Annotated in this window: 25 protein-coding genes, 1 tRNA gene and 4 pseudogenes; 18 read left to right on the forward strand and 12 right to left on the reverse strand. The window is 74.1% G+C overall.

Features of this window, described 5'->3' with window-relative positions; all coding sequences use genetic code 11:
• Positions 1 to 18 precede the first annotated feature (18 nt).
• Entirely contained in the window at positions 19 to 1,425 is a 1,407-nt protein-coding gene (locus G7075_RS08300; protein ID WP_166120852.1) for an FAD-binding oxidoreductase, read from the reverse strand.
• 138 nt (positions 1,426 to 1,563) lie between these two features.
• Here G7075_RS08300 and G7075_RS08305 point away from each other — a divergent pair, with 138 nt between their 5' ends.
• The 8 genes and pseudogenes from G7075_RS08305 (at position 1,564) to G7075_RS08335 (ending at position 7,482) form a co-directional block, all read left to right on the forward strand.
• Entirely contained in the window at positions 1,564 to 1,938 is a 375-nt protein-coding gene (locus G7075_RS08305; protein WP_166120855.1) for a hypothetical protein, read from the forward strand.
• Positions 1,939 to 2,015: 77 nt separating this feature from the next.
• Positions 2,016 to 2,351 (forward strand): cupin domain-containing protein, encoded by a 336-nt coding sequence (locus G7075_RS08310; protein ID WP_166120858.1) that lies wholly within the window; start codon positions 2,016 to 2,018, stop codon positions 2,349 to 2,351.
• Between the two features lie 85 nt (positions 2,352 to 2,436).
• Positions 2,437 to 3,177: an amino acid ABC transporter ATP-binding protein gene (locus tag G7075_RS08315; RefSeq protein ID WP_166120861.1), complete on the forward strand. Its 741-nt coding sequence runs from the start codon at positions 2,437 to 2,439 to the stop codon at positions 3,175 to 3,177.
• Positions 3,178 to 3,244: 67 nt separating this feature from the next.
• Positions 3,245 to 4,092, forward strand: a pseudogene (locus G7075_RS08320) (glutamate ABC transporter substrate-binding protein).
• A gap of 84 nt (positions 4,093 to 4,176) precedes the next feature.
• On the forward strand, positions 4,177 to 4,854 hold the full coding sequence (locus G7075_RS08325) for an amino acid ABC transporter permease (protein WP_166120864.1): 678 nt from the start codon (positions 4,177 to 4,179) through the stop codon (positions 4,852 to 4,854).
• Entirely contained in the window at positions 4,851 to 5,621 is a 771-nt protein-coding gene (locus tag G7075_RS08330) for an amino acid ABC transporter permease (RefSeq protein WP_240917981.1), read from the forward strand. Before G7075_RS08325 ends, G7075_RS08330 begins: the two co-directional genes overlap by 4 nt.
• Positions 5,622 to 5,623: 2 nt before the next feature.
• Positions 5,624 to 5,791 carry a hypothetical protein gene (locus tag G7075_RS21070; protein ID WP_240917982.1) on the forward strand — a complete coding sequence of 56 codons (168 nt, stop codon included), beginning with the start codon at positions 5,624 to 5,626 and terminating at the stop codon, positions 5,789 to 5,791.
• A gap of 776 nt (positions 5,792 to 6,567) precedes the next feature.
• The gene (locus G7075_RS08335) at positions 6,568 to 7,482 is read left to right on the forward strand and encodes a hypothetical protein (protein WP_166120867.1); all 915 of its coding nucleotides are present in this window, start codon (positions 6,568 to 6,570) and stop codon (positions 7,480 to 7,482) included.
• Positions 7,483 to 7,540: 58 nt separating this feature from the next.
• Here the strand turns inward: G7075_RS08335 and G7075_RS08340 are convergent.
• From G7075_RS08340 to G7075_RS08360, 5 genes are all read right to left on the reverse strand, one after another.
• Positions 7,541 to 7,613 (reverse strand) — tRNA-Asn (locus G7075_RS08340).
• A 90-nt stretch (positions 7,614 to 7,703) separates the two neighbouring features.
• Complete coding sequence (locus G7075_RS08345) at positions 7,704 to 7,997, reverse strand: hypothetical protein (RefSeq protein WP_166120870.1); 294 nt, start codon at positions 7,995 to 7,997, stop codon at positions 7,704 to 7,706.
• Between the two features lie 232 nt (positions 7,998 to 8,229).
• Complete coding sequence (dnaG, locus tag G7075_RS08350) at positions 8,230 to 10,164, reverse strand: DNA primase (protein WP_166120872.1); 1,935 nt, start codon at positions 10,162 to 10,164, stop codon at positions 8,230 to 8,232.
• Positions 10,165 to 10,464: 300 nt separating this feature from the next.
• Positions 10,465 to 11,697, reverse strand: coding sequence for a deoxyguanosinetriphosphate triphosphohydrolase (locus tag G7075_RS08355; RefSeq protein WP_166120875.1), 1,233 nt, complete (start codon positions 11,695 to 11,697; stop codon positions 10,465 to 10,467).
• A 10-nt stretch (positions 11,698 to 11,707) separates the two neighbouring features.
• Positions 11,708 to 12,391 carry a YdeI family protein gene (locus G7075_RS08360; RefSeq protein WP_166120878.1) on the reverse strand — a complete coding sequence of 228 codons (684 nt, stop codon included), beginning with the start codon at positions 12,389 to 12,391 and terminating at the stop codon, positions 11,708 to 11,710.
• A 135-nt stretch (positions 12,392 to 12,526) separates the two neighbouring features.
• Here G7075_RS08360 and G7075_RS08365 point away from each other — a divergent pair, with 135 nt between their 5' ends.
• Positions 12,527 to 12,799: a type IV toxin-antitoxin system AbiEi family antitoxin domain-containing protein gene (locus tag G7075_RS08365; RefSeq protein ID WP_166120881.1), complete on the forward strand. Its 273-nt coding sequence runs from the start codon at positions 12,527 to 12,529 to the stop codon at positions 12,797 to 12,799.
• A gap of 85 nt (positions 12,800 to 12,884) precedes the next feature.
• On the opposite strand, the gene G7075_RS08370 is transcribed toward G7075_RS08365, so the two are convergent.
• The gene (locus G7075_RS08370) at positions 12,885 to 13,388 is read right to left on the reverse strand and encodes a hypothetical protein (RefSeq protein WP_166120884.1); all 504 of its coding nucleotides are present in this window, start codon (positions 13,386 to 13,388) and stop codon (positions 12,885 to 12,887) included.
• A 238-nt stretch (positions 13,389 to 13,626) separates the two neighbouring features.
• Here G7075_RS08370 and G7075_RS08375 point away from each other — a divergent pair, with 238 nt between their 5' ends.
• On the forward strand, positions 13,627 to 13,821 hold the full coding sequence (locus G7075_RS08375) for a hypothetical protein (RefSeq protein ID WP_166120887.1): 195 nt from the start codon (positions 13,627 to 13,629) through the stop codon (positions 13,819 to 13,821).
• A gap of 10 nt (positions 13,822 to 13,831) precedes the next feature.
• Here the strand turns inward: G7075_RS08375 and dusB are convergent.
• Together dusB and G7075_RS08385 are read right to left on the reverse strand one after the other, a co-directional pair.
• Positions 13,832 to 15,051: pseudogene (dusB, locus tag G7075_RS08380) on the reverse strand (tRNA dihydrouridine synthase DusB).
• 43 nt (positions 15,052 to 15,094) lie between these two features.
• Complete coding sequence (locus tag G7075_RS08385) at positions 15,095 to 15,826, reverse strand: alpha/beta fold hydrolase (RefSeq protein ID WP_166120890.1); 732 nt, start codon at positions 15,824 to 15,826, stop codon at positions 15,095 to 15,097.
• A gap of 113 nt (positions 15,827 to 15,939) precedes the next feature.
• Here G7075_RS08385 and G7075_RS08390 point away from each other — a divergent pair.
• Positions 15,940 to 16,557 (forward strand): annotated as a pseudogene (locus tag G7075_RS08390) (sulfurtransferase); the annotation flags it as partial.
• A 165-nt stretch (positions 16,558 to 16,722) separates the two neighbouring features.
• On the opposite strand, the gene G7075_RS08395 reads toward G7075_RS08390, so the two are convergent.
• A complete protein-coding gene (locus G7075_RS08395) occupies positions 16,723 to 18,519 on the reverse strand; it encodes an RNA polymerase sigma factor (protein WP_166120893.1) in 1,797 nt (598 codons plus the stop codon).
• Positions 18,520 to 18,567: 48 nt separating this feature from the next.
• Here G7075_RS08395 and G7075_RS08400 point away from each other — a divergent pair, with 48 nt between their 5' ends.
• Together G7075_RS08400 and G7075_RS08405 are read left to right on the forward strand one after the other, a co-directional pair.
• Positions 18,568 to 19,200: a hypothetical protein gene (locus G7075_RS08400; protein WP_166120896.1), complete on the forward strand. Its 633-nt coding sequence runs from the start codon at positions 18,568 to 18,570 to the stop codon at positions 19,198 to 19,200.
• Between the two features lie 62 nt (positions 19,201 to 19,262).
• Positions 19,263 to 20,834: a hypothetical protein gene (locus tag G7075_RS08405; RefSeq protein WP_166120899.1), complete on the forward strand. Its 1,572-nt coding sequence runs from the start codon at positions 19,263 to 19,265 to the stop codon at positions 20,832 to 20,834.
• 18 nt (positions 20,835 to 20,852) lie between these two features.
• Here the strand turns inward: G7075_RS08405 and G7075_RS08410 are convergent, their stop codons facing one another.
• Positions 20,853 to 22,259, reverse strand: coding sequence for a glycine--tRNA ligase (locus G7075_RS08410; protein WP_166120902.1), 1,407 nt, complete (start codon positions 22,257 to 22,259; stop codon positions 20,853 to 20,855).
• Positions 22,260 to 22,300: 41 nt separating this feature from the next.
• On the opposite strand from G7075_RS08410, the pseudogene G7075_RS08415 reads away from it, so the two are divergent.
• The 5 genes and pseudogenes from G7075_RS08415 to G7075_RS08435 all read left to right on the forward strand — a co-directional run.
• Positions 22,301 to 22,615, forward strand: a pseudogene (locus G7075_RS08415) (DUF6703 family protein); the annotation flags it as partial.
• A gap of 79 nt (positions 22,616 to 22,694) precedes the next feature.
• Complete coding sequence (locus G7075_RS08420) at positions 22,695 to 23,645, forward strand: metal ABC transporter solute-binding protein, Zn/Mn family (protein ID WP_166120907.1); 951 nt, start codon at positions 22,695 to 22,697, stop codon at positions 23,643 to 23,645.
• Positions 23,590 to 24,456, forward strand: a complete 867-nt coding sequence (locus G7075_RS08425) for a metal ABC transporter ATP-binding protein (protein WP_166120910.1) — start codon at positions 23,590 to 23,592, stop codon at positions 24,454 to 24,456. The genes G7075_RS08420 and G7075_RS08425 overlap by 56 nt, the downstream gene beginning before the upstream one ends.
• On the forward strand, positions 24,449 to 25,435 hold the full coding sequence (locus G7075_RS08430; protein WP_166120912.1) for a metal ABC transporter permease: 987 nt from the start codon (positions 24,449 to 24,451) through the stop codon (positions 25,433 to 25,435). The genes G7075_RS08425 and G7075_RS08430 overlap by 8 nt, the downstream gene beginning before the upstream one ends.
• Positions 25,432 to 25,857, forward strand: coding sequence for a Fur family transcriptional regulator (locus G7075_RS08435; RefSeq protein WP_166120914.1), 426 nt, complete (start codon positions 25,432 to 25,434; stop codon positions 25,855 to 25,857). The genes G7075_RS08430 and G7075_RS08435 overlap by 4 nt, the downstream gene beginning before the upstream one ends.
• On the opposite strand, the gene G7075_RS08440 is transcribed toward G7075_RS08435, so the two are convergent.
• Positions 25,844 to 26,500, reverse strand: coding sequence for a maleylpyruvate isomerase N-terminal domain-containing protein (locus G7075_RS08440; protein ID WP_166120917.1), 657 nt, complete (start codon positions 26,498 to 26,500; stop codon positions 25,844 to 25,846). The genes G7075_RS08435 and G7075_RS08440 overlap by 14 nt on opposite strands.
• Positions 26,501 to 26,513: the final 13 nt, after the last annotated feature.

Raw genomic sequence — 26,513 nt, forward strand, 5'->3', positions numbered from 1 at the left:
CGGCCGACGCGGAGGACCTCAGCTGTCGAAGCCGATGCCGACCGCGTCCATCCCGCGCAGCCAGAGGTTGCGGCGCCCGGTGCGGTCCTCGGCGGCCAGGCTGGCGCGCGTCGCCTTGACCCCGATGGTGCGGAAGGGCTCGGGCGGGAAGGGCAGCGGCTTGCGGCGCACCATGCCGAGCCGGGTGACCTCGGTGTCGCGGCCGTTGACGAGGTCGAGCGCGACCCGCGCGCCGAAGCGCGTCGAGGCGACCCCCAGCCCGGTGTACCCCACGGCGTAGGCGAGCCGACCGCCGAGGGCCGTGCCGAACACCGGCGTGAAGCGCGACGTCGTGTCGATGACCCCCGCCCACCGGTGCGTGAAGCGGATGCCCTCGAGCGCGGGGAAGATCTCGAGGAGGTGGCGGGCGAGCAGGTCGTGCGACTCCGACTGCTCGAGCCGCGGGTCGATGCGGCCCGGGAAGTGGTAGTTCGCGTCGTAGCCACCGAACAGGACCCGGTCGTCGAGGGTGCGGCGGTAGTAGTGGAACTGGTTGCCGGCGTCGGTGAGCCCCTCGCGCCCCTCCCACCCGATGGCGGCGAGCTGCTCGGCCGACAGCGGCTCGGTCATCAGCACATGGTCGTAGACCGGCAGGGTGTACCAGGCCAGCCGGCGCAGCACGCCGCGGAACGCGCCGGTGCCGACCACCACCCGCCGGCCGTGCACGCTCCCCCACTCGGTGCCGACCCGCACGCCGTCGCCGTCCTCGTCGAGCCGGGTGACCGCGGTGTCCTCGTGGAGGCGCACCCCGAGCCGCTCGGCGGCCGCCGCCAGGCCCCAGACCAGGCGCGCGGGGTCGACGAGCCCGACCGCCGGCTCGAACATCCCGCCGAGGTAGCGCGGGGAGTCGACGCGCGCGCGGGCCGCCGCGGCGTCGAGGAGCTCGACGTCGACCCCGTGCTCGCGGTGCAGGTCGTACGCCTCGCGCACCGTGGCGACCTGGCGCTCGTCGAGGGCCAGGGTCAGCTCGCCCGGCACGTGCAGGTCGCAGTCGATGCCGTAGCGCTCGACGGCCGCGGCGAGCCCGGCGAAGTTCTCCTCGCCGAGGCGCTCGAGCGTGGGCACCTCGTCGGGCCAGCACGCCACGCCCTGCGCGAGCCCGTGGGTCAGCGACGGCGAGACGAAGCCGCCGTTGCGCCCGGACGCCGCGATGCCCAGCCGGCCCCGCTCGAGCAGCACGACGTCGAGCGAGGGGTCCTCCTCCTTGGCCTGCACCGCGGCCCACAGCCCGGTGAAGCCACCGCCGACGACGACGAGGTCGGCCCGGTGCCCGTGGCCGGTGAGGGCCGGGCGCGGGTCGGGGCGCAGGGCCGGCCGGTCGGTCCAGAAGACGTCCGGCACCGCGTCGGCGAGCGCGGCGCGGACGACGGCGGGCGCGACGGACATGGCCGCATCATGCCGCAGCGCCCCGACGGTGCGCGACGGCCCTGCCCCGGCACCGGTCCGCAGCGGGGGCGCAGCGGATCCGCAGCCTCGGGCGCGAGGGTCCTCGGACCAGGACATCGACCCCAGGGGGACCTGACCGTGAACCGCACCCGCATCCTCACCGTGACCGCCTCGGCCGCCACCTGCCTCGGGCTCGCCGTGGCCGGAGCCGCCCCCGCCGCGGCGAGCAGCCCGGTCCTGACCTTCAAGGACTCGGCCGGGCACGTCGTGGCCAAGGCCTGGTACGACGACCTCACCGACAACCTCTGCGCCGTCAGCTACCGCGACGGCAAGACCATCACCGCGCAGATCGGCCCGAGCTCGGGCAGCGGGATCTCGCGCACGGTCGTGCACTCCGGGTTCGGCAAGCCGAGGAGCTGCACCGGCAACCTGTCGATCCCCGAGGACAAGTCGTACTGGATGTACGTGAAGTTCGCGTCGCAGCCGTCCAAGGACACGACCTTCTACACCTGACCGGGCCGCGGCCCGGCGGGACTCTCGTCCCGTCGGGCCGTGCCGGGTCCCGGACGCCGTCGGGCAGGATCGGCCGCATGACCGAGCGCCTCCTCGCCCCCGACGTGACGACCCAACCGCTGGCCCACGAGCCGCTGCCCGCCGACGAGGTGCTCGACGGGGCACCCACCGCCGCCGTGCGCACGCTGGCCGCGCTGGGCGACGTCGAGGTGGGCCTGTGGGAGATGAGCATCGGTGCAGCCCGCGACACCGAGGTCGACGAGGTCTTCGTCGTGCTGGCCGGCGCGGGCACGGTGACCTTCGAGGACGGCGAGGTGCTCGTCCTCGGCCCCGGGACCGCCGTGCGGCTGCGGGCCGGCGAGCGCACCACGTGGGCCGTCACCAGCCCGCTGCGGAAGGTCTGGGTGGCCTGACACCGAGGTCTCGGAACGGTCACGTTCCCCGATTGTCCGGCTGGCAATTCCCTGAGAAGCCGGGTCTTGACTAGGTTGCTGGACCATGAGCGAACCCCTCGTCGTGCTCGAGCGCGTCAACAAGCACTTCGGTGACCTCCACGTGCTCAAGGACATCGACCTCACGGTCGGCCGGGGCGAGGTGGTCATCCTCATCGGGCCGTCCGGGTCGGGGAAGTCCACCCTCTGCCGCACGATCAACCGGCTCGAGACCGTGGAGTCCGGCTCGATCACCATCGACGGCAAGACCCTGCCCGAGGAGGGCAAGGAGCTCGCGGCCCTGCGCGCCGACGTCGGGATGGTCTTCCAGTCCTTCAACCTCTTCGCCCACAAGACGATCCTCGAGAACGTCACGCTCGGCCCGGTCAAGGTCCGAGGGATGAAGAAGGCCGACGCCGAGAAGCGCGCCCTCGAGCTGCTCGAGCGGGTCGGGGTCGCCCACCAGGCCGAGAAGTACCCCGCCCAGCTCTCCGGCGGCCAGCAGCAGCGGGTGGCCATCGCCCGCTCGCTCGCGATGGACCCCAAGGTGATGCTCTTCGACGAGCCCACCTCGGCGCTCGACCCCGAGATGATCACCGAGGTGCTCGACGTCATGGTCGAGCTCGCGAAGAGCGGCATGACGATGATCGTCGTCACCCACGAGATGGGCTTCGCCCGCAAGGCGGCCAACCGCGTCGTCTTCCTCTCCGACGGCCAGGTCGTCGAGGAGGGCACCCCGGAGCAGTTCTTCACCAACCCGCAGAGCGAACGCGCCAAGGACTTCCTCGGGAAGATCCTCACCCACTGACCCACGAGGGACCGCACACCGCCGCGGCCCGACCACCCGGGCCGCGCACGACAGGGAGGAACAGCACATGACGACACGACGACGATGGGGTGCGCTCGCGGCCACCGCGGCGCTCGCCCTCGGACTGGGCGCCTGCGGCTCGGACGCGGGCAACACCGGCGGCGGCGACGGCGGCGGGGACGGGGGTGGGGGCTGAAGATCGGCATCAAGTTCGACCAGCCCGGCATGGGCCTGAAGAAGGGCACCGAGTACACGGGCATGGACGTCGACGTCGCGACGTACATCGCCAAGGAGCTCGGCACCGACGCCGCCGACATCACCTGGGTCCAGGCCCCGAGTGCGCAGCGCGAGACCCTCATCTCCACCGGCCAGGTCGACATGGTCGTCGCGACCTACTCGATCACCGACGCCCGCAAGGAGAAGATCTCCTTCGCCGGCCCGTACTTCGTCGCCGGCCAGGACCTGCTCGTGCGCGCCGACGACTCCTCCATCACGGGCCCGGACTCGCTCAAGGGCAAGAAGCTCTGCTCGGTGACCGGGTCGACCTCGGCCCAGAACGTCAAGGAGGACGTGCCTGGCGTGCAGCTCCAGGAGTTCGCCACGTACTCGGAGTGCCTGCCGGCGCTGGCCAACAAGGGCGTCGACGCGCTGACCACCGACGACACGATCCTCGCCGGCTTCGCGTCGCAGGAGGAGTACAAGGGCAAGTTCAAGGTCGTCGGCCAGACCTTCTCCGAGGAGCGCTACGGCGTCGGCCTCAAGAAGGGCGACACGGCCCTCTGCGAGAAGGTGAACGCCGCCATCACCAAGATGGTCACCGACGGCGCCTGGCAGAAGGCCATCGACGACAACCTCGGCCCGGCCGGCTACAAGCCGGGCGCGGGCAACCCGCCCACGCCGGACGCCTGCGCCTGACGCGCGCCGTCTCCGGCGGACGCCGGCCATCCTCCTGGGTGGTCGGCGTCCGCCGGCACCGCTCCACCGGAAGGGGATTCGCCCGTGGGTGAGATCTTCGAGAACTACGACGTCCTCGCGGCGTTCGGGATGACGCTCTACCTCACCGTCTTCGCGGCCATCGGCTCGCTGCTCCTCGGCACGGTGCTCGCGGTCATGCGGGTCTCGCCCGTCGGAGTGCTGCGCCGGCTCGGGTCCTTCTACATCAACACCGTCCGGAACACGCCACTCACCCTCATCCTCCTGTTCTGCATCCTCGGCGCCTTCTACATCCTCAAGCTCGAGTTCACTCCCGCGAGCTCCCCGACCTGGGTGCGCGACAACGGGATCCGCTGGGCGATCGTCGGACTGGCGGTCTACCACGCGGCGTTCGTCTGCGAGGCGCTGCGCTCCGGCGTCAACACCGTCCCCGCCGGGCAGGCCGAGGCGGCCCGCTCGATCGGCCTGACCTTCGCCCAGTCGATGCGCGAGGTGATCCTGCCCCAGGCCTTCCGTGGCGCCATCGCCCCCCTGGGCTCGGTGCTCATCGCCCTGACCAAGAACACGACGGTCGCCTCGATCATCGGGGTGGCCGAGGCCTCGGGCCTCATGAAGGTCATCATCGAGAACCAGACGGCGAGCGTCACCGTCTTCCTCGTCTTCGCCCTGGGCTTCGTCATCCTCACCCTGCCGGTGGGCATCCTCTTCACCGCGCTCTCGCGCCGACTGGCGGTGAAGCGATGAGCGCCCCCTCCGTCCTCTTCGACGCCCCCGGCCCCCGGGCCCGGGCCCGCCACCGGGTGCTCACCGGCTTCGGCGTCCTCCTCGGCGCGGGTGGGCTGGGGCTGGTCCTCTGGAAGTTCCAGCAGGCCGGCCAGCTCGACGGCGAGCTCTGGACGCGGCTGGTGCTCTCCGGCGACGTCTGGACCGAGTACGTGGTCCCCGGCCTCCTCAAGACCCTCCAGGCCGCCGCCGTGTCGATCGCCTTCGCGATGGTCTTCGGGCTCGTCTTCGGCATGGGCCGGCTCTCGCAGCTCGCCCCGGTGCGCTCGTTCTGCGGCGTCGTCGTCGAGTTCTTCCGGGCCGTCCCGGTGCTGCTGATGATGTACTTCGCCTTCGGCGTCTACGCGGTGAACAACGTCTTCGGCGTCGACTTCAACGCCTTCTACGGGGTCGTCACGGGGCTCACGCTGTACAACGGGTCGGTCATCGCCGAGCTGGTCCGCTCGGGTGTGCACCAGCTGCCGAAGGGCCAGGCCGAGGCCGGCCTGTCCATCGGGCTCTCCCCCGGCCAGGTGCTGCGCTCCGTCGAGCTGCCCCAGGCCCTCACCGCGATGCTGCCCGCCCTCGTCGGCCAGCTCGTCGTCATCCTCAAGGACAGCGCGCTCGGGACGGCGATCACCTACCCGAGCTGCTGCAGCAGGCTCGTGACGCGGGCACGGCGTACGCGGCGCCCATCCCGGCGTTCGTCCTCGCCGCGGTCCTCTTCATCCTGCTCAACTACGGGCTGACGGTGCTCGCCGGTCGGGTCGAGCGCCGCATCAACCGGCGCGGCCGGGCCGCCGGTGGCACCACCACCAACGCGATGCCCGGGGCGCCCGGAGGCACCGGCGCGATGCCCAGCACCGGCCTGGGCGGCGAGAACGTCCAGAACCTCGACCCCACGAGCACCGGTCGCTGACACCGCGATCCGCAGGGTCTTCCCCTCAGGCCACCCACGTCGCTAGAGTCGGCCCGCTTGGTCCTGTCAGTTCTGAACCCGGGGGGGTTGATCATGGTTCGTCGTGCTGTGTTCGCGTCGGTGCTCGTGGCTGCTGTGGCGGGAGGAGGCCAGGCGTCGGCGCTCGAACACCGACCACCACCGGTCGCAGTGGCACGGGTCGGGGTGGCCGCCGCCGTCCCCTCGGTGGCCTCGGCCCTCCCCGACCCCGGGGACCCGACGTGGAGCAAGGTCTTCGAGGACGGCTTCACCCAGCCCCACGTGGCGACCACGGACGCCGACCCGGACCACCCGGCCGTCTTCACGACGCCCGAGGGCCGCGCCATCTGGCGCAACGTGGGCTCGGAGCGGTCGATGAACACCTGCGCCACGGTGGACACCTCGGGCGACGGGATCCTCACCCTGAAGCCGGCGACGCGCTACCCGGTCGGCTCGCCGAACCGCTGGCACTGCCGCCTCACCTCGACCGCCGAGTTCACCGGCGGCACGTTCCTCTTCGCGGCCAAGGTCAGGCTGCACAGCTCGCAGGGCCACCTCAGCTCGTTCTGGCTGAACTCCGCCTACGGGCGGCCCGGCCTGCCGACCAACGAGATCGACGTCATCGAGGACGCCGGCTCGCTCTCGCTCGCCAACGGGTGCAAGGCGAGCGCAACGCTCACGTCCAACTACGGGACGACCGACGGCCCGTACTACGGCCTCAGCCACGGCTTCTACTCCCAGTACGCCGGGGCGAGGGGGTGCCGGCGGTCGGCCGCAAGCACTGCACCCCGCAGAAGATCGCGCAGCCGCTGCACGACGACGCCTTCCACGTGGTCCAGGCCGAGCTCTCCTCGAGCGCGCTCACCTTCTCGGTCGACGGCGTCCAGCGGGCCTCCTTCACCGGCGACTACTCCCGGGGCGTGCCGCTCAACGCGATCCTCACCAACCTCGACAAGGAGAACCTCAACAACCCGGCCCGGAACTTCCAGGTCGACTGGGTCAAGGTCTGGAAGAAGAACACGCCACCGCCGCCGCCGCCGGCGCCGGTCTGCAACGACAACGAGTGCTTCCGGGCCCAGCTCGGCGTCCAGGACTACACCTACCGACCGAGCTCGAACCCGGCCGACCCGCAGCTGGCCCGCATCGTGTTCGACAGCAAGTTCTACGCCGCCACCTACCCCGACGTGGTCACCTGGGCCAACGGCAAGGTCGCGACGCAGGGCGGCAACTTCTACGACCACGTCCAGTGGCACTGGCTGCACTACGGCATCCCGTGGGGACGGTCCGGGTCGGCGTCCTTCGACCCGATCTTCTACATGAACGCCCAACCGGACGTGTCCGCCGCCTACGGCTGGAACAACTACGCCGGGGCCATCTCGCACTACGTCGCCCACGGCCGGTTCGAGGGGCGACGGGCCTCGATCGCCTTCGACGCGGGGTGGTACCGCGCGCGCTACGGCGACCTCGCCGGCTGGGACAACGCCGCGGTGCTCGACCACTTCACGATCAACGGGCTGAGCGAGGGGCGCCAGGGGGCTCCGGAGTTCGCTCCCGCCTGGTACCTCGCGGTCAACCCCGACCTGCGCGCCGCCTACGGCAGCAACAACTACCGGACGGGCCTCAGCCACTGGTACGCGCACGGCCGCGGGGAAGGACGCCCCGGCACTCCCTGACGGCGCTGCCCGTCCTGCGCGAAGGGCCCGGACCGTGGTGGTCCGGGCCCTTCTCGTGCTCCCCCGGTTGGACTCGAACCAACAACCTGCCGATTAACAGTCGGCTGCTCTGCCAATTGAGCTACAGGGGAAGGGCTGCCGCGGGATCGCCGCAGCAGCGCGCGCAACGATAGCAACACCCGGCCCACGGGTAGAAATCGGGGGCGCCCGCGGACGACGGGTCAGTCCAGCCCGACCTGCTCACGGACCCGGGCGAGCCCGGCCCGCACCTGCTCGGCGACGCCCGGGTCGTCGCTGCGCACGCCGCGCCCGAGCACGGCCTGACTGAGCAGCGCGTTCGTCGCGAGGTCGCGGCGGACGACGACCTTGGCGCTGCGGCGCTGCCCGATGTCGATGGTCTCGGCGAGCACGACCGTGGCCTGCACCCGCTCGCGCAGGGTCTCGGGGAGCTCCCCCGGCTCGGTGAGCACGACCCGCACGGGTGGCTCGCCGTCGACCCAGGTGACGCGCAGCACGCCGCCCTCCGCGTAGGTGCCGGCGTCGACGAGGTGCCAGGGGCGCGACAGGGCGAGGTCGAGGCCCCCTCGGCACCGGGGCGCACGACGTACAGGCGGTGCCGACCGGCGACGAGCGTGGTGCCGGCGTCGTCGGTGCCCCAGGCGAGCAGCCTGTCGCCGTCCGCGGGGCCGATGGCCGCGGTGACGTCGGCGGGGACGGGCGGCCGGCGCAGACCGGTCCAGCGCAGCCTCACGAGGTCGCCTCCTGTCGTAGCCGGACGCGCTCGAGCTCGAGGGCGTGCAGGCTCGTCGTGCGCTCGCGCAGGGCGTCCTGCGGGGCGTCGGGGTCGTTCTGCACCCGGCGCAGCGTGGCCATCGCGTCGGCGATCTGGCGGCCGAGGTGGGCGTCGCGGACCCCGACGACGAGGCTGTCGAGGTAGCGCCTGGGTGGCAGGCCCGTGGAGACGTCGTAGCGCACCGGCAGCGGCGCGACGGAGAGCTCGGCGACCAGACCCTTGACCGGCACGGGCGCCGCCTCCCCCACGGCCGAGACCCAGGCCGCGGTCGAGGCGGTGCGGGCGCCGGAGGCCATCGCGATGCGGATGCCGTCGAGGACGGCCCGGTGCGCCGGGGCGGTGAGCGCCTCGGGCACCAGCCCGTCGAGGACCGCCTCGGAGAACTGCGACGGATGCTGGATGACCGCCTGGAGCAGCTGGCGCTCGGCCGCGACGACGGGGTCGCGCAGGTCGGGCGCGGGCATCGCGGGGGCGTCACCGGGGGCGGGCTCGGGGACCTCGTCGGTGCCGGACGGGCGGCGGTCGTGCTCCTCCGGGAGGGTCAGCTTCGGCGCGATGCGCACCGCGTCGGCGAGCTGCTCGACCTCGAGGCCGAGCCATCCGGAGACGGTGCGCGTGTACTCGGGGCGCAGGCTGGTGTCGCGGATCGAACCGATGATCGGCGCCACGGCCTTCATCGCCTGCACCCGCCCCTCCGCGGTCTCGAGGTCGAAGCGGCGGATGGTGGTGCGCACCGCGAACTCGAACATCGGGACGGCGTCGTCGACGAGGGCCGCGACGGCGGCATCGCCCTTGGCCAGCCGCAGCTCGCAGGGGTCCATCCCGTCGGGCGCGACGGCCACGAAGGACTGCGCGACCCAGCGCTGGTCCTGCCCGAAGGCCTTCATCGCGGCCGCCTGGCCGGCCTTGTCGCCGTCGAAGGTGAAGACCACCTTGGCCGGGGCCTGGTCGGCCTCGTCGCGCATGATGCGGCGCAGGATCTTGATGTGGTCGACCCCGAACGCGGTGCCACAGGTGGCCACGGCGCCCTCGACGCCGGAGAGGTGGGCGGCCATCACGTCGTTGTAGCCCTCGACGACGACGGCGCGGCGGTCGTCGCGGATGGCCTTCTTCGCGAGGTCGAGGCCGTAGAGGACGGTCGACTTCTTGTAGATGGGCGTCTCGGAGGTGTTGAGGTACTTGGCGGCGATGCGGTCGTCGTCGAAGAGTCGGCGCGCGCCGAAGCCGACCGTGTCTCCGGTGGTGTCGCGGATCGGCCAGACGAGGCGGCCGCGGAACCGGTCGTAGAGGCCGCGGCTGCCCCGGCCGGAGAGCCCGCCGGTGACGAGCTCGTCGTCGGTGAAGCCCCGCTGGAGCAGGTGACGGGTCAGCGCGTCGCCGTCGCCGGGTGCGAAGCCGACCCCGAAGCGCTCGACGGCGGCCCCGTCGAAGCCCCGCTCGCGCAGGAAGTCGCGCCCGGTGCGGGCATCGGCGCGGGTGCGGTCGAGGAGCAGGCCGGTGTAGTACTCCTCGGCCGTGCGGTGGGCCTCGATGAGCCGGGAGCGCTTGCCGAGCGAGGTGCCGCCCTCGCGCGGGCCACCCCCCTCCTCGTAGCGCAGCTCCATGCCGACCTTGGCCGCCAGCCGCTCGACGGCCTCGGTGAAGGTCAGGTGCTCGACCTTCTGGACGAAGCTGATGACGTCGCCGCCCTCGCCGCAGCCGAAGCAGTGGTAGCTGCCGACGGTGGGGCGCACGGTGAAGCTGGGGGTCTTCTCGTCGTGGAAGGGGCACAGGCCCTTCATCGAGCCGACCCCGGCCGGGCGCAGCGTCACGTGGTCGCGCACGACGTCCTCGATGGACGACCGCTCCTTGACCGACGCGACGTCCTCGGCCCTGATCCGACCCGGCACCCGACCCCAACCCTTCTCGACTCGTGCGCGAGTCTAGGTCGTGGGGCTGTCGGTCCGCGGGGCGGTGCTCAGGGCCGTCCGCTCGTCCGGCTGCGGCGTCGTCCGGGACGGCGTGGTGTCGTCGGGCATCGGGTGGGTGGTCGGTGCGAGGGACTCCTCAGTGCTGCGGCCAGGCGCAGCACTGAGGAGTCCCCGCTCGACCACCCTCACCCGGTCTGCGGTCCCCCGTCCCGCCGGGCCTTCGGGCCCGGGGCCAGCTCCCCACCGGTCCATCTCCACACCGGCCCTCGGGTCGCGGGCTCAGCGCCGGCACCACGCACGGTGGAGGGCCAGGGCGCGGACGTCGGTGAGCGAGGCGACCTGGTCGACGACGACCCGCAGGGCGGCGCCGTCGTCGGGGGCGGCGTCGTGGTCGGCACGCAGGTCGGCGTCGAGGCGGGTGGGGTCGGCCTCGTACGCGGCGACGAGCTCGGCGACCACCTCGCGCTGCTCCTCGTAGACCGCGACGCGTTCGGCGGCGAGCATCACGTAGTGCGCGGCCACGGCCTTGAGGACGACGGTCTCGGCCCGAGCCTCCGGGGGGACGACGAGGGTGGCCTCGTGCCGGACGAGTGCACCGCTGCCCGAGGCCTCGCGGGTGGCGCTCTCGACGGCGACGGCGAAGCGCCCGATGAGCCGCGAGGTCATGTCCTTGAGGGCGGCCAGCGAGCGGCGGGAGCCGTCGTGGGAGCTCGGGACGACGTCGCTGGCCAGCACCCGCTCGAGCGCGCCCCCGAGCTCGTCGCCGTCGAACCCTCCCCCGTAGACGCGCGCCGCGACCTCGAGCACCGCCTCGACATCGGCCCGGTCGCGCAGCCGGCGGGGGTCGAGCCAGCCCGAGGCGATGGCGTCCTCGACGTCGTGCACCGAGTACGCGACGTCGTCGGACCAGTCCATCACCTCGGCCTCGAAGGACCGCCGGCCGGTCGGTGCGCCCTCGCGGAACCAGGCGAAGACGTCGAGGTCGTCGTCGTAGACGCCGAACTTCGTCGTGGGAGAAGGTGACTCGCCCCGGCGCCAGGGGTACTTCGTCGCGGCGTCGAGGCTGGCGCGGGTGAGGTTGAGCCCGGCCGGACGCCCGTCGGGATGGGTCCGCTTGGCCTCCAGCCGGGTCAGCAGCCGCAGGGTCTGGGCGTTGCCCTCGAACCCGCCGACGGCCGCCGCGACGGCGTCGAGCGCGGTCTCGCCGTTGTGGCCGAAGGGTGGGTGGCCGAGGTCGTGGGCCAGGCAGGCGGTGTCGACGACGTCGGCGTTGCAGCCGAGGGCGGCGCCGAGCTCACGGCCGATCTGGGCGACCTCGAGCGAGTGGGTCAGCCGGTTGCGGACGAAGTCGTCGGACGAGGGCGCGACGACCTGGGTCTTGGCCGAGAGCCGGCGCAGGGTCGAGGAGTGCAGGACCCGGGCCCGGTCGCGCGCGAAGTCGTCACGGTCGGAACGCTTCTGGGCGGGGTCCTCGGCGACCCAGCGCTCGCGGTCCCGCGCGGAGTACGTCACGCGCTGGAGCCTACGACCCGCCGGCGGCCTCGCGGGCAGCGGCGGCCGCGGCGGCGGCGCGGGCGACCCAGGTGGGCGGTGTGCCGTAGCGCTGGAACTTGACCAGCCGTCCGGCGGCGCAGTCCTCGACGAGCATCGCCAGGCGCCGCTCGCGGGTGGCCTCCTGCTTGGCGTCGCCGAGCCAGTGGATGACGATCCTCCGGTAGCCGTTGGTGGCGACGTCCCAGAAGGCCGAGGCGGCGGGGTCGGCCCGCAGCGCGGCCTCCTGTGCGGGGGTGAGCTCGGCGGGCGGCTGCTCGAAGGAGTAGATGCCGGTGCGGTCCTCCCGGCGCTCGGCGAAGGCGGCCAGGCCGCTCGGCTGCATCCGGCCCTGCGCGGTCAGCTCCTCGACGGCGGCGACGTTGACGGCGCTCCAGTTGCTGCCCTTGCGGCGGGGGGTCCAGCGCTGGCGACGGGCGTCGTCGTCGATGCGCTCGGCGCGACTGTCGATCCAGCCCCAGCAGAGCGCCTCGCGGACGGCCTCGGCCCACGTGATGCCTCCGCGGCCGGAGTCCTTCTTCCACAGGCCCATCCAGAGCTCGGGCGCGGTGTCGTGGTGCGCCGCGAGCCAGCGCCCGAACTCCGCACCGTCGGCGAAGAACAGGGCCGGCTGCTCGGGCGTGCCTCCGGGGGTGCCGATCTGCCGCCTCGCCATGCGCAGACCCTAGCCGCGCCCACCGACGCACCCCAGCACCCGACGTAACCGGTGCCATCACACCGGTTACGCCGGGTGCGGATCCCGCCTGTGGACGACGCCGGGGTGCCTCCCTCGGAGCGGCAGGATCGGCTGATGGACCTCGACCGGCTCGTCCACGCGCAGCACGGGGTGTGCTCGACCGCCCAGGCCCTCGCGAGCGGGCTCACGGAGGACGCCGTCCGGTGGCGCGTCTCGTCCGGGCAGTGGCGGCGCCTGGGCCGCGGCGTCTACCGCGCGCAGACCGGCGAGCTGGACTGGTACGGCCGGGCGCACGCCGCCCTGCTGCGCGGCGGGGAGGGAGCCGCCCTGGCCCTGACGTCGGCCGAGTTCGTGCACGGGGTGTCCCGCACCCCTCCCCCGTGGTGACGCTCTGGGTCCCGGCCGGACGCGACGTCCGGCGGCTGCCGGGTACCCGCGTCCGGGCCCGAACCGGCTACCACCCGGTGACACGTCACGGGCTCGCCGTGACGACGCCCGCCCGTACGGTGCTCGACCTCGCCGAGGCGCCCGGAACGGGCTGGCGAGACGCCGTGGGAGCCGCAGCGCGCTGGGTCCAGTGCCGTCGGGTGACCCGGAGGAGCTCGCCGCTGCACTGGCCGCAGCACCACGTCACCGGCACCGACGGCACCTGGAGCTCGCCCTGGGGGTGGTGGCCGTCGGAGCGGAGAGTCTGCTCGAGGTCGGCTTCGTCCGGGACGTCGTGCGGGCGCACGGGCTGCCCGAGCCTCGTCTCCAGGCTCCTGCCGTCGGGTCGGGCGGCCGGCTGCGCCGCGACGCCGAGTTCGAGGACTGGGCCGTCGTCGTCGAGCTGGACGGGAGGCTCGGACACGAGGGTGAGGGCTTGGCGGGTGACCGCCGGCGAGACCGGAGGAGCGCCGCGCAGGGCCGGGTGACCCTCCGGGCGGGATGGGTCGACGTCGATGCCGAGCCGTGCGAGCTCGCGGTCGACGTCCACGAGACCCTCAGGGTGCGGGGATGGTCGGGTCGCGGCCGTCGCTGTGGGCCCGGTGTGCGCTCGGCCGCGTCGTCGGACGGGTGGCCTGAGCGCCAGCACCCGGCGAAACCGGTGCCATCACACCGGTTTCGCCGGGGCGCCGTCCGTCGGCAGGGACCTCTCGACCCGACCCGCGGTGGACGGTGGTGTCCGTCGGTCGGTGGACCCGGGGTCACTGCGCGCCGCCTAGGGTCGGAGCATGAACCGCCGCTACCTGTCCTTCGTCGCCCTCGCGATCACGCTGCTCTACGGCGCGAGCTTCGCGGTCTTCGACGAGGCCCCGAAGGGCTACGCCGCGATCGGCGGCGTCATCGTGGCGCTGGCGTGGATCTCGGTCGGCGTCTTCGGGCGGGACGACGGTACGGGCCGCGACCGCAACCGCGACCGGGGCTGAGCCGAAGGCGTCAGCCGCCGGACACCGACAGCTCGGCCTGGGCGACCTGCGCGCGCTGGGCGTCGTCGAGCTCGCGCCCGCGCAGCCAGTTCTCGGGCAGCGCGACGACCCGCGGCGACCCGGCCCGGCCGCGCGGACCCTCCGCGGGCTCCCCCGGCCACGGGGCGTCGAGGTCCATCGTCGCGATGAGCTCGTCGAGCGCCGCGAGCGAGTCGACGAGGGCGAGCTGGTTGCGCACGGTCGACCCGGCCGGGAACCCCTTGAGGTACCAGGCGATGTGCTTGCGGATGTCGCGGCAGCCGCGCAGCTCGTCGCCGTCGTAGAAGTCGACGAGGTACTCGGCGTGCCGGCGCAGCACCGACGCCACCTCCCGCAGCCCCGGCGTCACCCGCTCGTCCGACCCTGCGAACGCCGCCGCGAGGTCGGTGAACAGCCACGGCCGCCCGAGGCACCCGCGCCCGACGACGACGCCGTCGCAGCCGGTGCGGCGCACCATCTCGAGGGCGTCCTCGGCGGACCAGATGTCGCCGTTGCCGAGCACCGGGACGGACGTCACCGCCTCCTTGAGGCGCGCGATCGCCTCCCAGTCGGCCTGCCCCGAGTACGCCTGCGCCGCCGTCCGGCCGTGCAGGGCGACGGCCGCCGCCCCTCGGCCTCGGCGATCCGGCCGGCGTCGAGGTAGGTGACGTGCTCGGCGTCGATGCCGACCCGCATCTTCACGGTGACGGGGACGTCGAAGCGTGCGGCCTCGCGCACGACCGAGGACACGATGCCGCGGAACAGCTCGGTCTTCCACGGCAGCGCCGCCCCGCCGCCCTTGCGGGTGACCTTGGGGACCGGGCAGCCGAAGTTGAGGTCGATGTGGTCGGCGAGGTCCTCGGTGACGAGCATCCGCGCGGCCAGCCCGGCCGTCGCGGGGTCGACCGAGTACAGCTGCACCGAGCGCGGCTGCTCCTCCGGACCGTGCGAGATGAGGCGCATCGTCTCGGGCGTGCGCTCGACGAGCGCGCGCGAGGTGACCATCTCGGCGACGTAGAGGCTCGTGGCCCCCGACGCCCCACCGGCCTCGGCCCCGGCGGCGCCGTACTCGCGGCACAGGCGGCGGAAGGCGCGGTTGGTGATGCCGGCCATCGGCGCGAGGACGACGGGCGACTCGACGACGTGGCGGCCGATGCGCAGGGGCGGCAGCACGGGGGCGGACGTGGCGGTGGTGGTCATGGCGCCGACCATTCTCGCCCGGACCGGGCCCGGACCGTGAATCGGCGTCGCCGCCTCAGCCCGCGCGGCGGGCCCAGGACACCAGCTCCCAGAGGGCGGCGACGGTCTCGGCCGGGTGGGTCAGCGGGAAGACGTGCAGCCCCCGCGGCACCGTGACGACGTGCACCCACGGCGCCGAGCGGGCCGCCTTCCGGAAGCGGCGCACGTCCACCCGGAGCTGGTCGAGCTGGCCGTTGACGAGCAGCACGGGCGCGGTGACCTCGGCGAGCATCTCGGGGCGGCACTCCCCCATGACGCCGGCCCACGCGTCGGGGATGCCGTCGAACCCGTAGCCCGCCTCCTTGAGCAGCGCGGCGAAGGCCGGTGGCAGGAGGGCGTCGAACTGGCGGTCCAGCGCCCGTGACATCCGGTCCGGGCCGAGCCGCTGCTCGAGCCGGGCCAGGCCGCGGTACACGGCCGCCCCCGGGCCGGCCGGCACGGCCGAGGCGCCGAGCAACCCGAGGCCCGCGAGCCGCGTCGGGTGGCGGGCGGCCCACGCCATCACGAGGTAGCCGCCGAGGCTGTGGCCGGCGAGCACGACCGGCACGCCGTCGTCGGCCCCGACCGCCTCGCCGACGACGTCGAGCGCGCCCTCCCAGGTGAACGGTCCGTCGCGGCGCGCGCCGTGGGCCGGGAGGTCGGGGAGCACGAGGTCGACGTCGGGTCCGAGCAGCGCCCCGTACCGCGCCCACATCGCCCGGCTCAGCTGGGAGCCGTGGACGAGGACGAGCCGGACGCGGGGAGCCACGCGGCCATCCTCGCGCACGGCCGTCCACCAGCGGCCGGTGGTTGGATGACCGGGTGAGCGCCCTCATCACCGCCGACGACCTCGCGACCGCCCTGGCGCGCGACGAGGTGCGCGTGCTCGACGTCCAGTACACCCTCGTCGGCACCCCCGGCGCCGAGCTGTACGCCGCCGGCCACCTGCCGGGCGCACCCTTCCTCGACCTCGACGTCGCCCTCGCCGGCCCGCCCGGCGCCCACGGCCGGCATCCCCTCCCGGACCCCGAGGTGCTGCAGGAGGCGTTGCGCGCCAGCGGGATCCACGACGACGACGAGGTGGTCGTCTACGACCAGCGCACCTCGCTCTCGGCTGCGCGCGCCTGGTGGGTGCTGCGCTGGGCCGGCCACCCGCAGGTGCGCGTCCTCGACGGCGGGCTCGCGGCCTGGCAGCGGGCCGGCGGCGCGGTGACCACCGACGTCCCCACCCCACCCCGCGGCAACCTCGCGGTGCGGCCCGGCTCGGTCCCCGTCCTCGACGCCGAGGGTGCCGCGACGATGGCCCGCGCCGGCGTCCTGCTCGACGTGAGGGCGGCCGAGCGCTACCGCGGCGAGGTCGAGCCCGTCGACCGGCTCGCCGGGCACGTCCCGGGCGCCGTGAACCTGCCGATGACCGAGCTGCTCGCCGACGACGGCACGTTCCTGCCCCCGGCGCAGGTGCGCGAGCGCGCCGCGGCGGCCGGCGTGCACCGCGACACCCCGGTCGGCACGAGCTGCGGCAGCGGTGTCACGGCGGCCCAGATGGCGCTGGCCCTGCACACGGTCCGCATCGAGGCCATCCCTACGTCGGCTCCTGGAGCGAGTGGATCGAGGACCCGGCCCGCCCGGTGGCCACCGGCCCGGAGCCCGGCTGAGCCACCCGGCTCAGAGCGCCCAGGCGCCGGTGAAGAGGTCGTCGGACGCGCCCGGCGCCGGGTAGGCCGGGGTGTCGAGCTCGGCGACCTGGTAGAGACGGGCCTCGATGACGTCCCACGCGAGCAGCCGCAGCACCGGGCGGCCGACGCTGGACAGGGTGCGCGACTCCAGCAGCACGGTGTCGCGCGGGCCCCAGCCGAGCGGTCGGTACGGCGTGGCCATCACGCCCTCGGCCGTCGATGCCGCGAGCACGGTGAGGTAGGGCCGGGTGTCGCGCTGCGCGGCGGCCAGGCCCTCGATGCGGTTGCCCGTGGCCTCGATCGGCCCGAGGTATGCGGCACTGCAGGCCCACCCCTCGATGTTCGAGATCGACTCGCCGTGCACGTCGATCTGGGGGCCCTCGAGGGAGACGACGTCGACGATCGAGCCCCGCCCGGAGTACCCGCGGATCACGGTGTCGCCCCCGGCGACCCCGATGTCGGCCCAGCCCGCATTGACGGGCACGACGGTCTCGGACACCTCTCCGGTGCGGGTGTCGACGAGCCACGACTTCTTCTCGCTCGTCGCGACCACGGTCCGTGCGTCGGTGGCCCAGCCGGCCGTCGTGAGGGTCTGGTCCGGCACCGGGAAGCGTCGGGTCCGGCCGCTGCGCACCTCGAGCAGGACGACGGCCCCGGGCTGGGCGAAGACGAGCCGATGCCGGTCGGAGTCGATGGTCCGCGGGCCGATCGGGAACGAGGCGTTGCCCGAGGCGTCGACGGTTCCCCGCAGCGGGGCCATCGCGACGAGCACCGGGTTCGGGGACTGCCGGGGCAGGAAGAGGGCGGGCTGGTACCCCTCGTCGGTGACCCGCACGAGGTACACGGCCCGCACCGAGGCCGTCGTGCCCGCCGGGGAGAGCAGCTCGAGGGGCCCGTTGCCCGGACCGAGGCGCTCGGGGAGGGCCAGCTGCCGGGCGTCCGGGTAGAGCGGGAGGCGCGCCTCGGCCTCGGGTGTCGGCGCCAGGTGGACGGTGGCGCCCGCGACGACCACGCCGTCGAGGCGCTCGTCCCCGGGGCTCGGCGACGGGCTCGGGGCGGGGCGGCGGGCGGGTGGGTCCTCCCGGCCGAGCACCGACACCGTGGCCGCTCCACCGGCCAGGACCGCGACGCCGCCGAGGAGGACGCGCCGCCGGAGCGTGCGACGGCGCTCCCGGGCCAGCGCCCAGGCCCGGTCGGCCAGCGGGGTCTGCCCGGGCTCCTCGTCGGTGACGAGCTCGAGGAGGTCGCGGACCTCGTCGTCGGTGGGCGGGGGGTCGCCCTCCTCGACACCGAGCACCGGTCCGAGGCCGGCGCGGATCGTGTCGAGGCCGTCCCGCAACCCGGCCGCGTCCAGCCCGCTGAGCCTCGCGGTCTCGGCGTCGGGTCGCTCCTCGAGCCAGCGCAGGGCGGCGAGCGACCGCTGCCGCGCGGTGAGCCGGGTCAGCACGGCGAGGGTGGCCACGCGCCGTTCGGTGAGCAGGTCGCCCCGGGGCTCGACGTCCGCGGCGGTGGGAGGACCGAGGCCGTCGGGCCCGGGGACCTCAGGGGGTGCGGCGTCCAGCGCACGGCGGTGCAGCTCGGCGCGCAGCGCAGCGGCCGGCCCCTCCTCCCGGGCGGTGCCCCAGTCGGAGGCGATGGCGGCGAGCGCCTCGAGGACGACCCGCTCCGCGGTGGCGGCGTCACCGCAGACGAGCGCGGCGACCCGCAGCGCCGGCCCCTCGTGGACACCGGCGAAGTCGACGAAGTCGGCCTCCGGCCGCGCCGCCGCCCGCTCGTCCGACACCATCGACACCTCCTGGCGACATCGTCGCACCGATCTGGTTGGCTCGACGTCATGAGCGAGGCACCCGAGGTCCAGGCCGCCCCCGACGCCCCGGGCGGCCCGGTGCAGGCCTGTGCCGAGGTCGAGGCCCTCGCGGCGGCCGGCGACCTCGAGCGGGCCGTCGCCGGGTTCCGGCGCTGCTGGCCGCTCGTCGCCGATGCCGAGGGCGCGGCCCGGGGCGCCGCCTCCTGCCTGCGCGCGCTCGTCCGGATCGGCAACACCGACCGGGCCCTCGACCTGCTGCTGCCCCGCGTCGACCGGGTCGACACCCTGACCACCGACGCCGACCGGATGTGGCTCGCCGCCACGGCCGGATGGGTGCTGGGCCACGCCCGGTCCCTCGGGATGGCGCCCGAACGGGTCGGGCACCGCGACGCCGGCACCGCCGAGGCCGAGCTGGCCGCCCTCGGCCACGAGCTCGCCCGGCAGGCCGACCGCACGGCCGGCGACACCGCCACCAGCGACGCTCTGGCCGCGGCCCTCGACGACCGCGCCGTCTCCCCCGAGCCCACCCTCCCGCCGACCCGGATGCCGGCGCCCCCGGCCGGTGCCGGGTCCCGGCTGCGGCCCCCGAGGACGCCGCCGAGGTCGTCGACATCGCCGAGCGCGCCCGTCGCTGGCGGCGCGACCTCGACCCCGCGCTAGAGCGGCTGCTGCGCGGCTGGCTCGAGACCCGCGAGGCCGCCCTGCCGCTCCTGTCCGAGCCGGTGCACTGGTCCGCCGCGGCCCTGCTCGACCGCAGCTCGGTGCACCTGCTGCGTGACCCCGTCCGCGAGCGCATCCGGCTCGACGAGGCCGTCGGGGAGGCCGAGCGGGCCGGCGACGACGAGGGGGCGGCCCAGGCCCGCTGCGAGCTCTCGGTGCTCGACGTCCGGGAGGCGATCGCGACGTTCGGCCCCGAGGCCCCCGAGGTCGCCCGCGCCCGGCAGCGTGCCCTCACGGCGGTCGAGGCCCTCGGCGAGGCCGGATGGGGCGAGGCGTCGGCGGCCAGCCGCCGCTGGTACGCCCTGACGACCCGGCCGGCCGACGCCGTCGAGCTGCTGCTGCGGGCCGCCGCCGACCACGGTGAGCTGCACCAGCCGTACCGTCGCGCCCTGTGCCTCCTCGACGCCGCCCCGGCCGCGTTCGGCACCGACCCCGCCCTCGGGCACCGGCTCGTCGACGAAGCCGAGCAGCTGGCGTCCGGGCACCCGGTCCTCGTCGTCCAGGGCCTCGACCTGCGCGCCCGGGTGGCCCGCTCCACCGGCGACCTCGACGCCGCCGAGGAGCTGTACGCCCGCGCGGCCGCGTACCCCGGTGTGCCCGACGGCACCCGGATGGCGGTGCTCTTCGCGTGGTGCGACCTCGTCGTCGACCGGGGCGCCTGGACCGAGCTCGAGCCGCGCGCCGCCGACGCCCTCGCCCTCGCCGTCCGGCTGCGCGACCCCGTCGCGCTCGCCGTGGCCCAGCGCCACCTCGGGCTGTCGTGGGTCGAGCAGGGGCGGCCGGTCGAGGCCGCCGAGCTGCTGGCCGCCGCCGTGCCCGTCGTCCGTCGCGACGTCCCCGAGCTGCTCGGCCCCACCGCGTGGGCCCTCGGCAACGCGGCGCTGGCCCTCCGGGCCTTCACCGAGGCGCGGGAGGCGTTCGAGACCGCCGCCGAGGCCTTCGAGGAGGCCGGTCGGGTCGAGGAGGCGGCCCACGCCCGCTACCGCGCGGGCACCGCCGCCTGGGACGCCGAGGACCTCGGCGCCGCCGCGAGCGACCTCGAGGCGGCCGTCGTCCTCGCCCGGCGCAGCGCCACCCTGCCCGTCCTGCTCGAGGCGCTGCGCTCGCGCGCGGCGGTCCGGGCGGCCTCGGGTGACGTCGACGGCGGGCTGGCCGACCTCGACACGGTGCTCCCGGAGGTCGAGGCCTTCGCGGCCGCGCTGCCCCCCGACGTCCTCGGCGACGACCCGTTCGACCCCGAGGTCCTCGAGCCCGACGTGCTGCGCGAGGGGGCGCACCTGCTCGCCGAGGCCGGTCGCACCGACGAGGCCCTCGACCGGCTGGCCCGGGCCGAGGCGCTCGTGGGCGGCGACTTCGAGCTGGTGCTGCGCGCCGAGACCGGCGTCGTGCTCGCCGAGGCCGACCGGCTCGAGCAGGCCGAGCCAGCGCTGCGCCGGTCGCTGCGCGAGCTCACCGCCGCCGGGATGGACGACGAGCGGGTCGAGGTCGCCGGTGCGCTGGCGCGTGCCCTCGACCGGGCCGGGCGGGTGCCCGACGCCGAGGCCGTGTGGGCCGAGTACGGCGACGAGGACTGAGCGCCGGCCGCGCCCGGCTCAGCAGCCGAGCAGGCGCTGGGCGAGGTAGCCCTCGACCTGGTCGAGCGCCACCCGCTCCTGGGTCATCGCATCGCGCTCGCGGATGGTGACCGCCTGGTCCTCGAGGGTGTCGAAGTCGACGGTGATGCAGAACGGCGTGCCGATCTCGTCCTGGCGGCGGTAGCGGCGGCCGATGGCGCCGGCGTCGTCGAACTCGATGTTCCAGCTGCGCCGCAGCCGGGCCGCGAGGTCCTTGGCCTTCGGCGACAGGTCGGCGTTGCGCGAGAGCGGCAGCACGGCGGCCTTGACCGGCGCGAGCCGCGGGTCGAGCTTGAGCACGACGCGCTTGTCGACCCCGCCCTTGGTGTTCGGGGCCTCGTCCTCGGTGTAGGCGTCGACGAGGAAGGTCATCAGGCTGCGGGAGAGGCCGGCTGCCGGCTCGATGACGTAGGGCGTGTACTTCTCGCCGGTCGTCTGGTCGAAGTAGACGAGGTCGGTGCCCGAGTGCTTCGAGTGCGTGCTGAGGTCGAAGTCGGTGCGGTTGGCGATGCCCTCGAGCTCGCCCCACTCGCTCCCGGCGAAGTTGAAGCGGTACTCGATGTCGACGGTGCGCTTCGAGTAGTGCGAGAGCTTCTCCTGCGGGTGCTCGTAGTGGCGCAGGTTCTCGGGGGCGATGCCGAGGTCGGTGTACCAGCGGGTGCGCTCGTCGATCCAGTACTGGTGCCACTCCTCGTCCTCGCCGGGCTTGACGAAGAACTCCATCTCCATCTGCTCGAACTCGCGGGTGCGGAAGATGAAGTTGCCGGGGGTGATCTCGTTGCGGAAGCTCTTGCCGGTCTGGCCGATGCCGAACGGCGGCTTGCGGCGCGAGGCCTGCATGACGTTGAGGAAGTTGACGAAGATGCCCTGGGCGGTCTCGGGGCGCAGGTAGTGCAGGCCCGACTCGTCCTCGATGACGCCGAGGTAGGTCTTGAGCATCATGTTGAACTCGCGCGGCTCGGTCCACTGCCCGCGGGTGCCGCAGTTGGGGCAGGCGATGTCGGTGAGGGCGATGGAGTCGGGGTCGACCTCCTTGCCCTTCTTCGCCTCCTTCTCGGCGATGGCCTCCTGCATGTGGTCGACGCGGAAGCGCTTGTGGCAGGACTGGCACTCGGTGAGGGGGTCGGTGAACTCGCCGACGTGGCCGGAGGCGACCCAGGTCTGGCGGGGCAGGATGATCGAGGAGTCGAGGCCGACGACGTCCTCGCGGCCGGTGACCATCGCCTTCCACCACTGCCTCTTGATGTTCTCCTTGAGCTCGACGCCGAGCGGCCCGTAGTCCCACGCCGAGCGCGTGCCGCCGTAGATCTCCCCGCAGGGGAAGACGAAGCCCCTGCGCTTGCAGAGGGAGACGACGGTGTCGACGACGGAGGTGGGGGCGGCCATGGGCGCAAGGCTATCGGCGCGGGCCGGGGCGCCCCGAACCGGTTCCCCCGCGGCCCGTAGGATCGGGCCTCGTGTCGAGCCTGCGCCAGTCCTTCGAACGCACCAGCCTGCCCGCCGTGACGTGGCTCAACGGGCTGCCGCGGTTCGTCCCCTTCCTCGGGATCCTCGCCCTCGTGGTCGCCGGCATCTTCCTGCCGTCGCCCGGCTGGCTGCTCATCGGGGTCGTCGTCCTGGTCCTCGCGTGGATCCTCGCCCTCGCCTGGCCGCGGCTGCGCTTCACCGAGCAGCTGATGCGCCTGGCCGTCATCGGCCTGATGATCGCCGTCATGCTCACCCAGGCCTTCCCCCGCACCTGACGAGAGCTGTCGGTCGATGGAGGGACGTCGGCGAGACGCAGTTTGACAACGGTTCTCATCTAGGATGAGAATCGTTCCCATGCGCCGTGCCCCTCTCGCCCTCGCCGCCACCGCCCTGCTCGCCCTGACCGCCTGCGGGTCCTCCGGTACCGGAGGCGGTTCCGGGTCCGGAGGGGATGGCCGGCTCCGGGTGACCGCCGCCTTCTACCCGCTCCAGTGGGCCACCGCGAAGGTCGGCGGCGACCACGTCGAGGTCGGCTCGCTCACCAAGCCCGGGGCCGAGCCCCACGACCTCGAGCTGACGCCCAAGGACGTCGCCGGCCTCGCCTCCGCCGACGTCGTGGTCTACCTCGCGGGGTTCCAGCCGGCGGTCGACGACGCCGTCGCCGCGGAGGCGAAGAAGACCGCGTTCGACGTCTCGGCCGACGCCGACCTCGACCTCACGGCCACCGAGGAGGGCCACGACCACGCCGGCGAGAGCCCCGACGCGCACGCCGAGCACGGCACCGGCAAGGACCCGCACTTCTGGCTCGACCCGGTGCGCTTCGAGAAGGTCACGACCGCCATCGGCGAGCGCCTCGCCACCGCCGACCCGACGAACGCCGCCGACTACCGCGCCAACGCCGCCGCCCTCGTGAAGGAGCTGGGCTCCCTCGACGCCGAGTTCGAGAAGGGGCTGGCCGACTGCACGAGCAAGGACCTCGTCACCGGGCACGCCGCCTTCGGCTACCTGGCCCAGCGCTACGGCCTGAGCCAGGAGGGCATCGCCGGCCTCAGCCCCGACGCCGAGCCCGACGCCGCGACCCTGCGCGACCTCGCCGCCCACGTGCGCGAGCACGGCGTGAAGACCGTCTACGCCGAGACGCTCGTCTCCCCCGCGCTGACCGAGACCCTCGCCCGGGAGACCGGTGCGACGGTCGCGGTGCTCGACCCCATCGAGGGGATCACCGACACCTCGAAGGGCAAGGACTACCTTGAGGTCATGCGGAGCAACCTCGACACGCTGCGCCAGGGGCAGCAGTGCCGGTGAGCACCGGGTCCCCCTCATCGAGCTGCGGTCGGCGTCCTTCGGGTACGCCGACCGCACGGTCGTCTCCGGTGTCGACCTCACCGTCCTGCCCGGCGAGGTCGTGGCGCTGCTCGGGCCCAACGGCTCGGGCAAGTCGACCCTCGTGCGGGGGCTGCTCGGCCTCACCGAGCAGCACGGCGGCGACGTGCTGCTCCTCGGCACCCCGCGCGACCGCTTCCGCGAGCACACCCGGATCGGGTACGTGCCCCAGCGGCACTCGCTCTCGTCGTCGGTGCGGGCCACGGTGCGCGAGATCGTCGCCGTCGGCCGGCTGCCGCACCGCCCGTGGTGGCGCCCGGCCTCGAAGGTCGACCGCGCCGTCGTCACCGAGTCCATCGCCGCCGTCGGCCTCGCCGACCGCGCCGACGAGGAGGTCGCCTCGCTCTCGGGCGGCCAGCAGCGGCGCGTCCTCATCGCCCGGTCCCTCGCCGGCCACCCCGACCTGCTCGTGATGGACGAGCCGACCGCCGGCGTCGACCACGCGAACCAGCTGGCCCTCGCCGAGGTCCTGCGCCACCTCGCGGCCGACGGCACCTCGATGCTCGTCGTCACCCACGAGCTCGACGCGCTGCACGACGTCGTCACGCGCATCGTCTGCATGGACTCCGGGCACGTCGACTTCGACGGCACCCCCACCGAGTACGCGGCCCACCTGCAGGACCACTCGCGCGGCAGCGACCACCACCACGACGACCGACACGACGGCGTCCCCGCCCGGGCGCTGCTCGGCGACGGGCCGCTCGACCCCGGCCGGGAGGTCTCCCGTGACTGAGATGCTCGAGCTCGGCTTCATGCGCCAGGCGCTGCTCGCCGCGCTGCTGGCCGGGGTGGCCGCGCCGCTCGTCGGCACCTTCCTCGTCCAGCGGCGGATGTCGCTCATCGGCGACGGGATGGGCCACGTGGCCCTCGCCGGCGTCGCGGTCGGCGTCCTCACCGGGCAGCAGCCGGTCCTCACCGCCCTCGTCGCGGCGGTCCTCGCGGGGGTGGCCATCGAGCTGATCCGCGCCTCGGGCCGCACGAGCGGCGACGTCGCCCTCGCCGTGATGTTCTACGGCGGCATCGCGCTCGGCGTCGTGCTCATCTCGCGGTCGAGCACGAGCACACCGGCCAACCTCACGGCCTACCTCTTCGGGGCCATCCTCACGACGGACGGCGGCGACCTCGTCGTCCTCGCCGTGCTGGCCGCCGTCGTCCTCGCGACGACCGTGCTGCTGCGCCAGCGCTTCTTCGCCGTGGCCAACGACGAGGAGTACGCCCGCTCGGCCGGGCTGCCGGTCATGGCCTACAACCTCGTGCTCGCGGTGCTCACCGCCGTGACGGTCGTCGTCTCGATGCGGGTCGTCGGCCTGCTGCTCATCAGCGCCCTGATGATCATCCCCAACGCCACCGCCCAGCTCCTGGCCCGCAGCTTCGGGTCCAGCGTGCGGTGGGCGGTGCTGCTCGGGGTGGTGGCCAGCGTCGGCGGCGTCGTCGTGTCGTACGAGGCCGAGACCCCGTCCGGCGGGACGATCGTGCTGTTGGCCATCGGGCTCTTCCTCGCCGTCAACGCCGGCGCGGTGGTGCTCGCGCGGGTCCGGCGGGCCGCGCACCTGCGGGCCGAGCGCCACGACCACGAGCACGGGCCACGCTGCGGGCACGACGCCGTCGAGCACGGCGACCACGTCGACTACCTGCACGACGGGCACCGGCACGCCGCGCACGAGGGTCACTACGACGAGCACGGACGACACGAGGAGGTCGGCACCCGATGAGCGAGCAGCTGCGCACCGACCGCGCCGACCGGCGCCCCACCCGCCAGCGGACGGCCATCGCCGAGGCGCTGTCGGGCACTGCGGAGTTCCGGTCCGCGCAGGAGATCCACGCCGCGCTGGCCCGCCGCGACGAGCGGGTCGGGCTGGCGACGGTCTACCGCAACCTGCAGGCCATGGCCGGCGACGGCGAGGTCGACGTCATCCGCACCGCCGACGGCGAGGCCGTGTACCGCTCGTGCGCCACCGACGACCACCACCACCACGTCGTGTGCCGCTCGTGCGGGCTGGCCGTGGAGGTGACCGGCGACGCCGTCGAGCGCTGGGCGGAGGCCGTGGCGGCCGAGCACGGGTTCACCGAGATCCGCCACACCGTCGAGATCGACGGGCTCTGCGCGGCCTGCGCCGCCGCTAGAACGCGCTGACCGGCCCGGCCGCGCGCTGCGGCCGGCTGAGGTGGCGCACCATCGCCGTCTGCCCGTGCCGGTCGGCGGCCACCGAGGCCAGGAGCCCGAGCGCCACGTACCCGGCCTCCGGCGCGAACTGGGGGGTCGGCACCCCGATGCTCGCCGCGAGGTCGTCGGAGTGCACGAGCACCTCCATGACGCGGGTGACGAGGAAGTCGGGGACGGTGAGCGACCAGCCCTGCCACGGCACGTGCACCGGGGTGCTGCGGGTTCCGTCGAGCACCGGAGCGAGGACTCGCCGGACGCCGTCGAGGTCGGCGTCGAGCTCGGCGAGGAGGGCGTCGGGGCCGGCCGCGGCGCGCTGGTCGGAGGCGTCGCGGATGGAGGTGTTCTCGTCGTCGTCGAGGCCGGCGCGCACCCACGGCGCGTGCTGGTAGTGCTGCTCGACGGTGAGGACCTCGGCGTCGACCGGCGCGGCGTCGAGCAGCAGGACGGTGTTGCGGGCCTGCCCGGCGAGGTGGTGGGCCAGGCCGCCGACGCTCATCCCCTCGCAGGCGCTCTCGTCGGCCCAGCGCCGGGCGACCTCGGGGTGGCGGAGGAGGGCGGCCGCCGTCGCGGCGACGTCGGGGAACAGGCGGACGACCGCCTCGGAGGTGACCATGGGCGGACGGTAG

Source organism: Phycicoccus sp. HDW14, from assembly GCF_011383005.1.
Lineage (GTDB): Bacteria > Actinomycetota > Actinomycetes > Actinomycetales > Dermatophilaceae > Phycicoccus.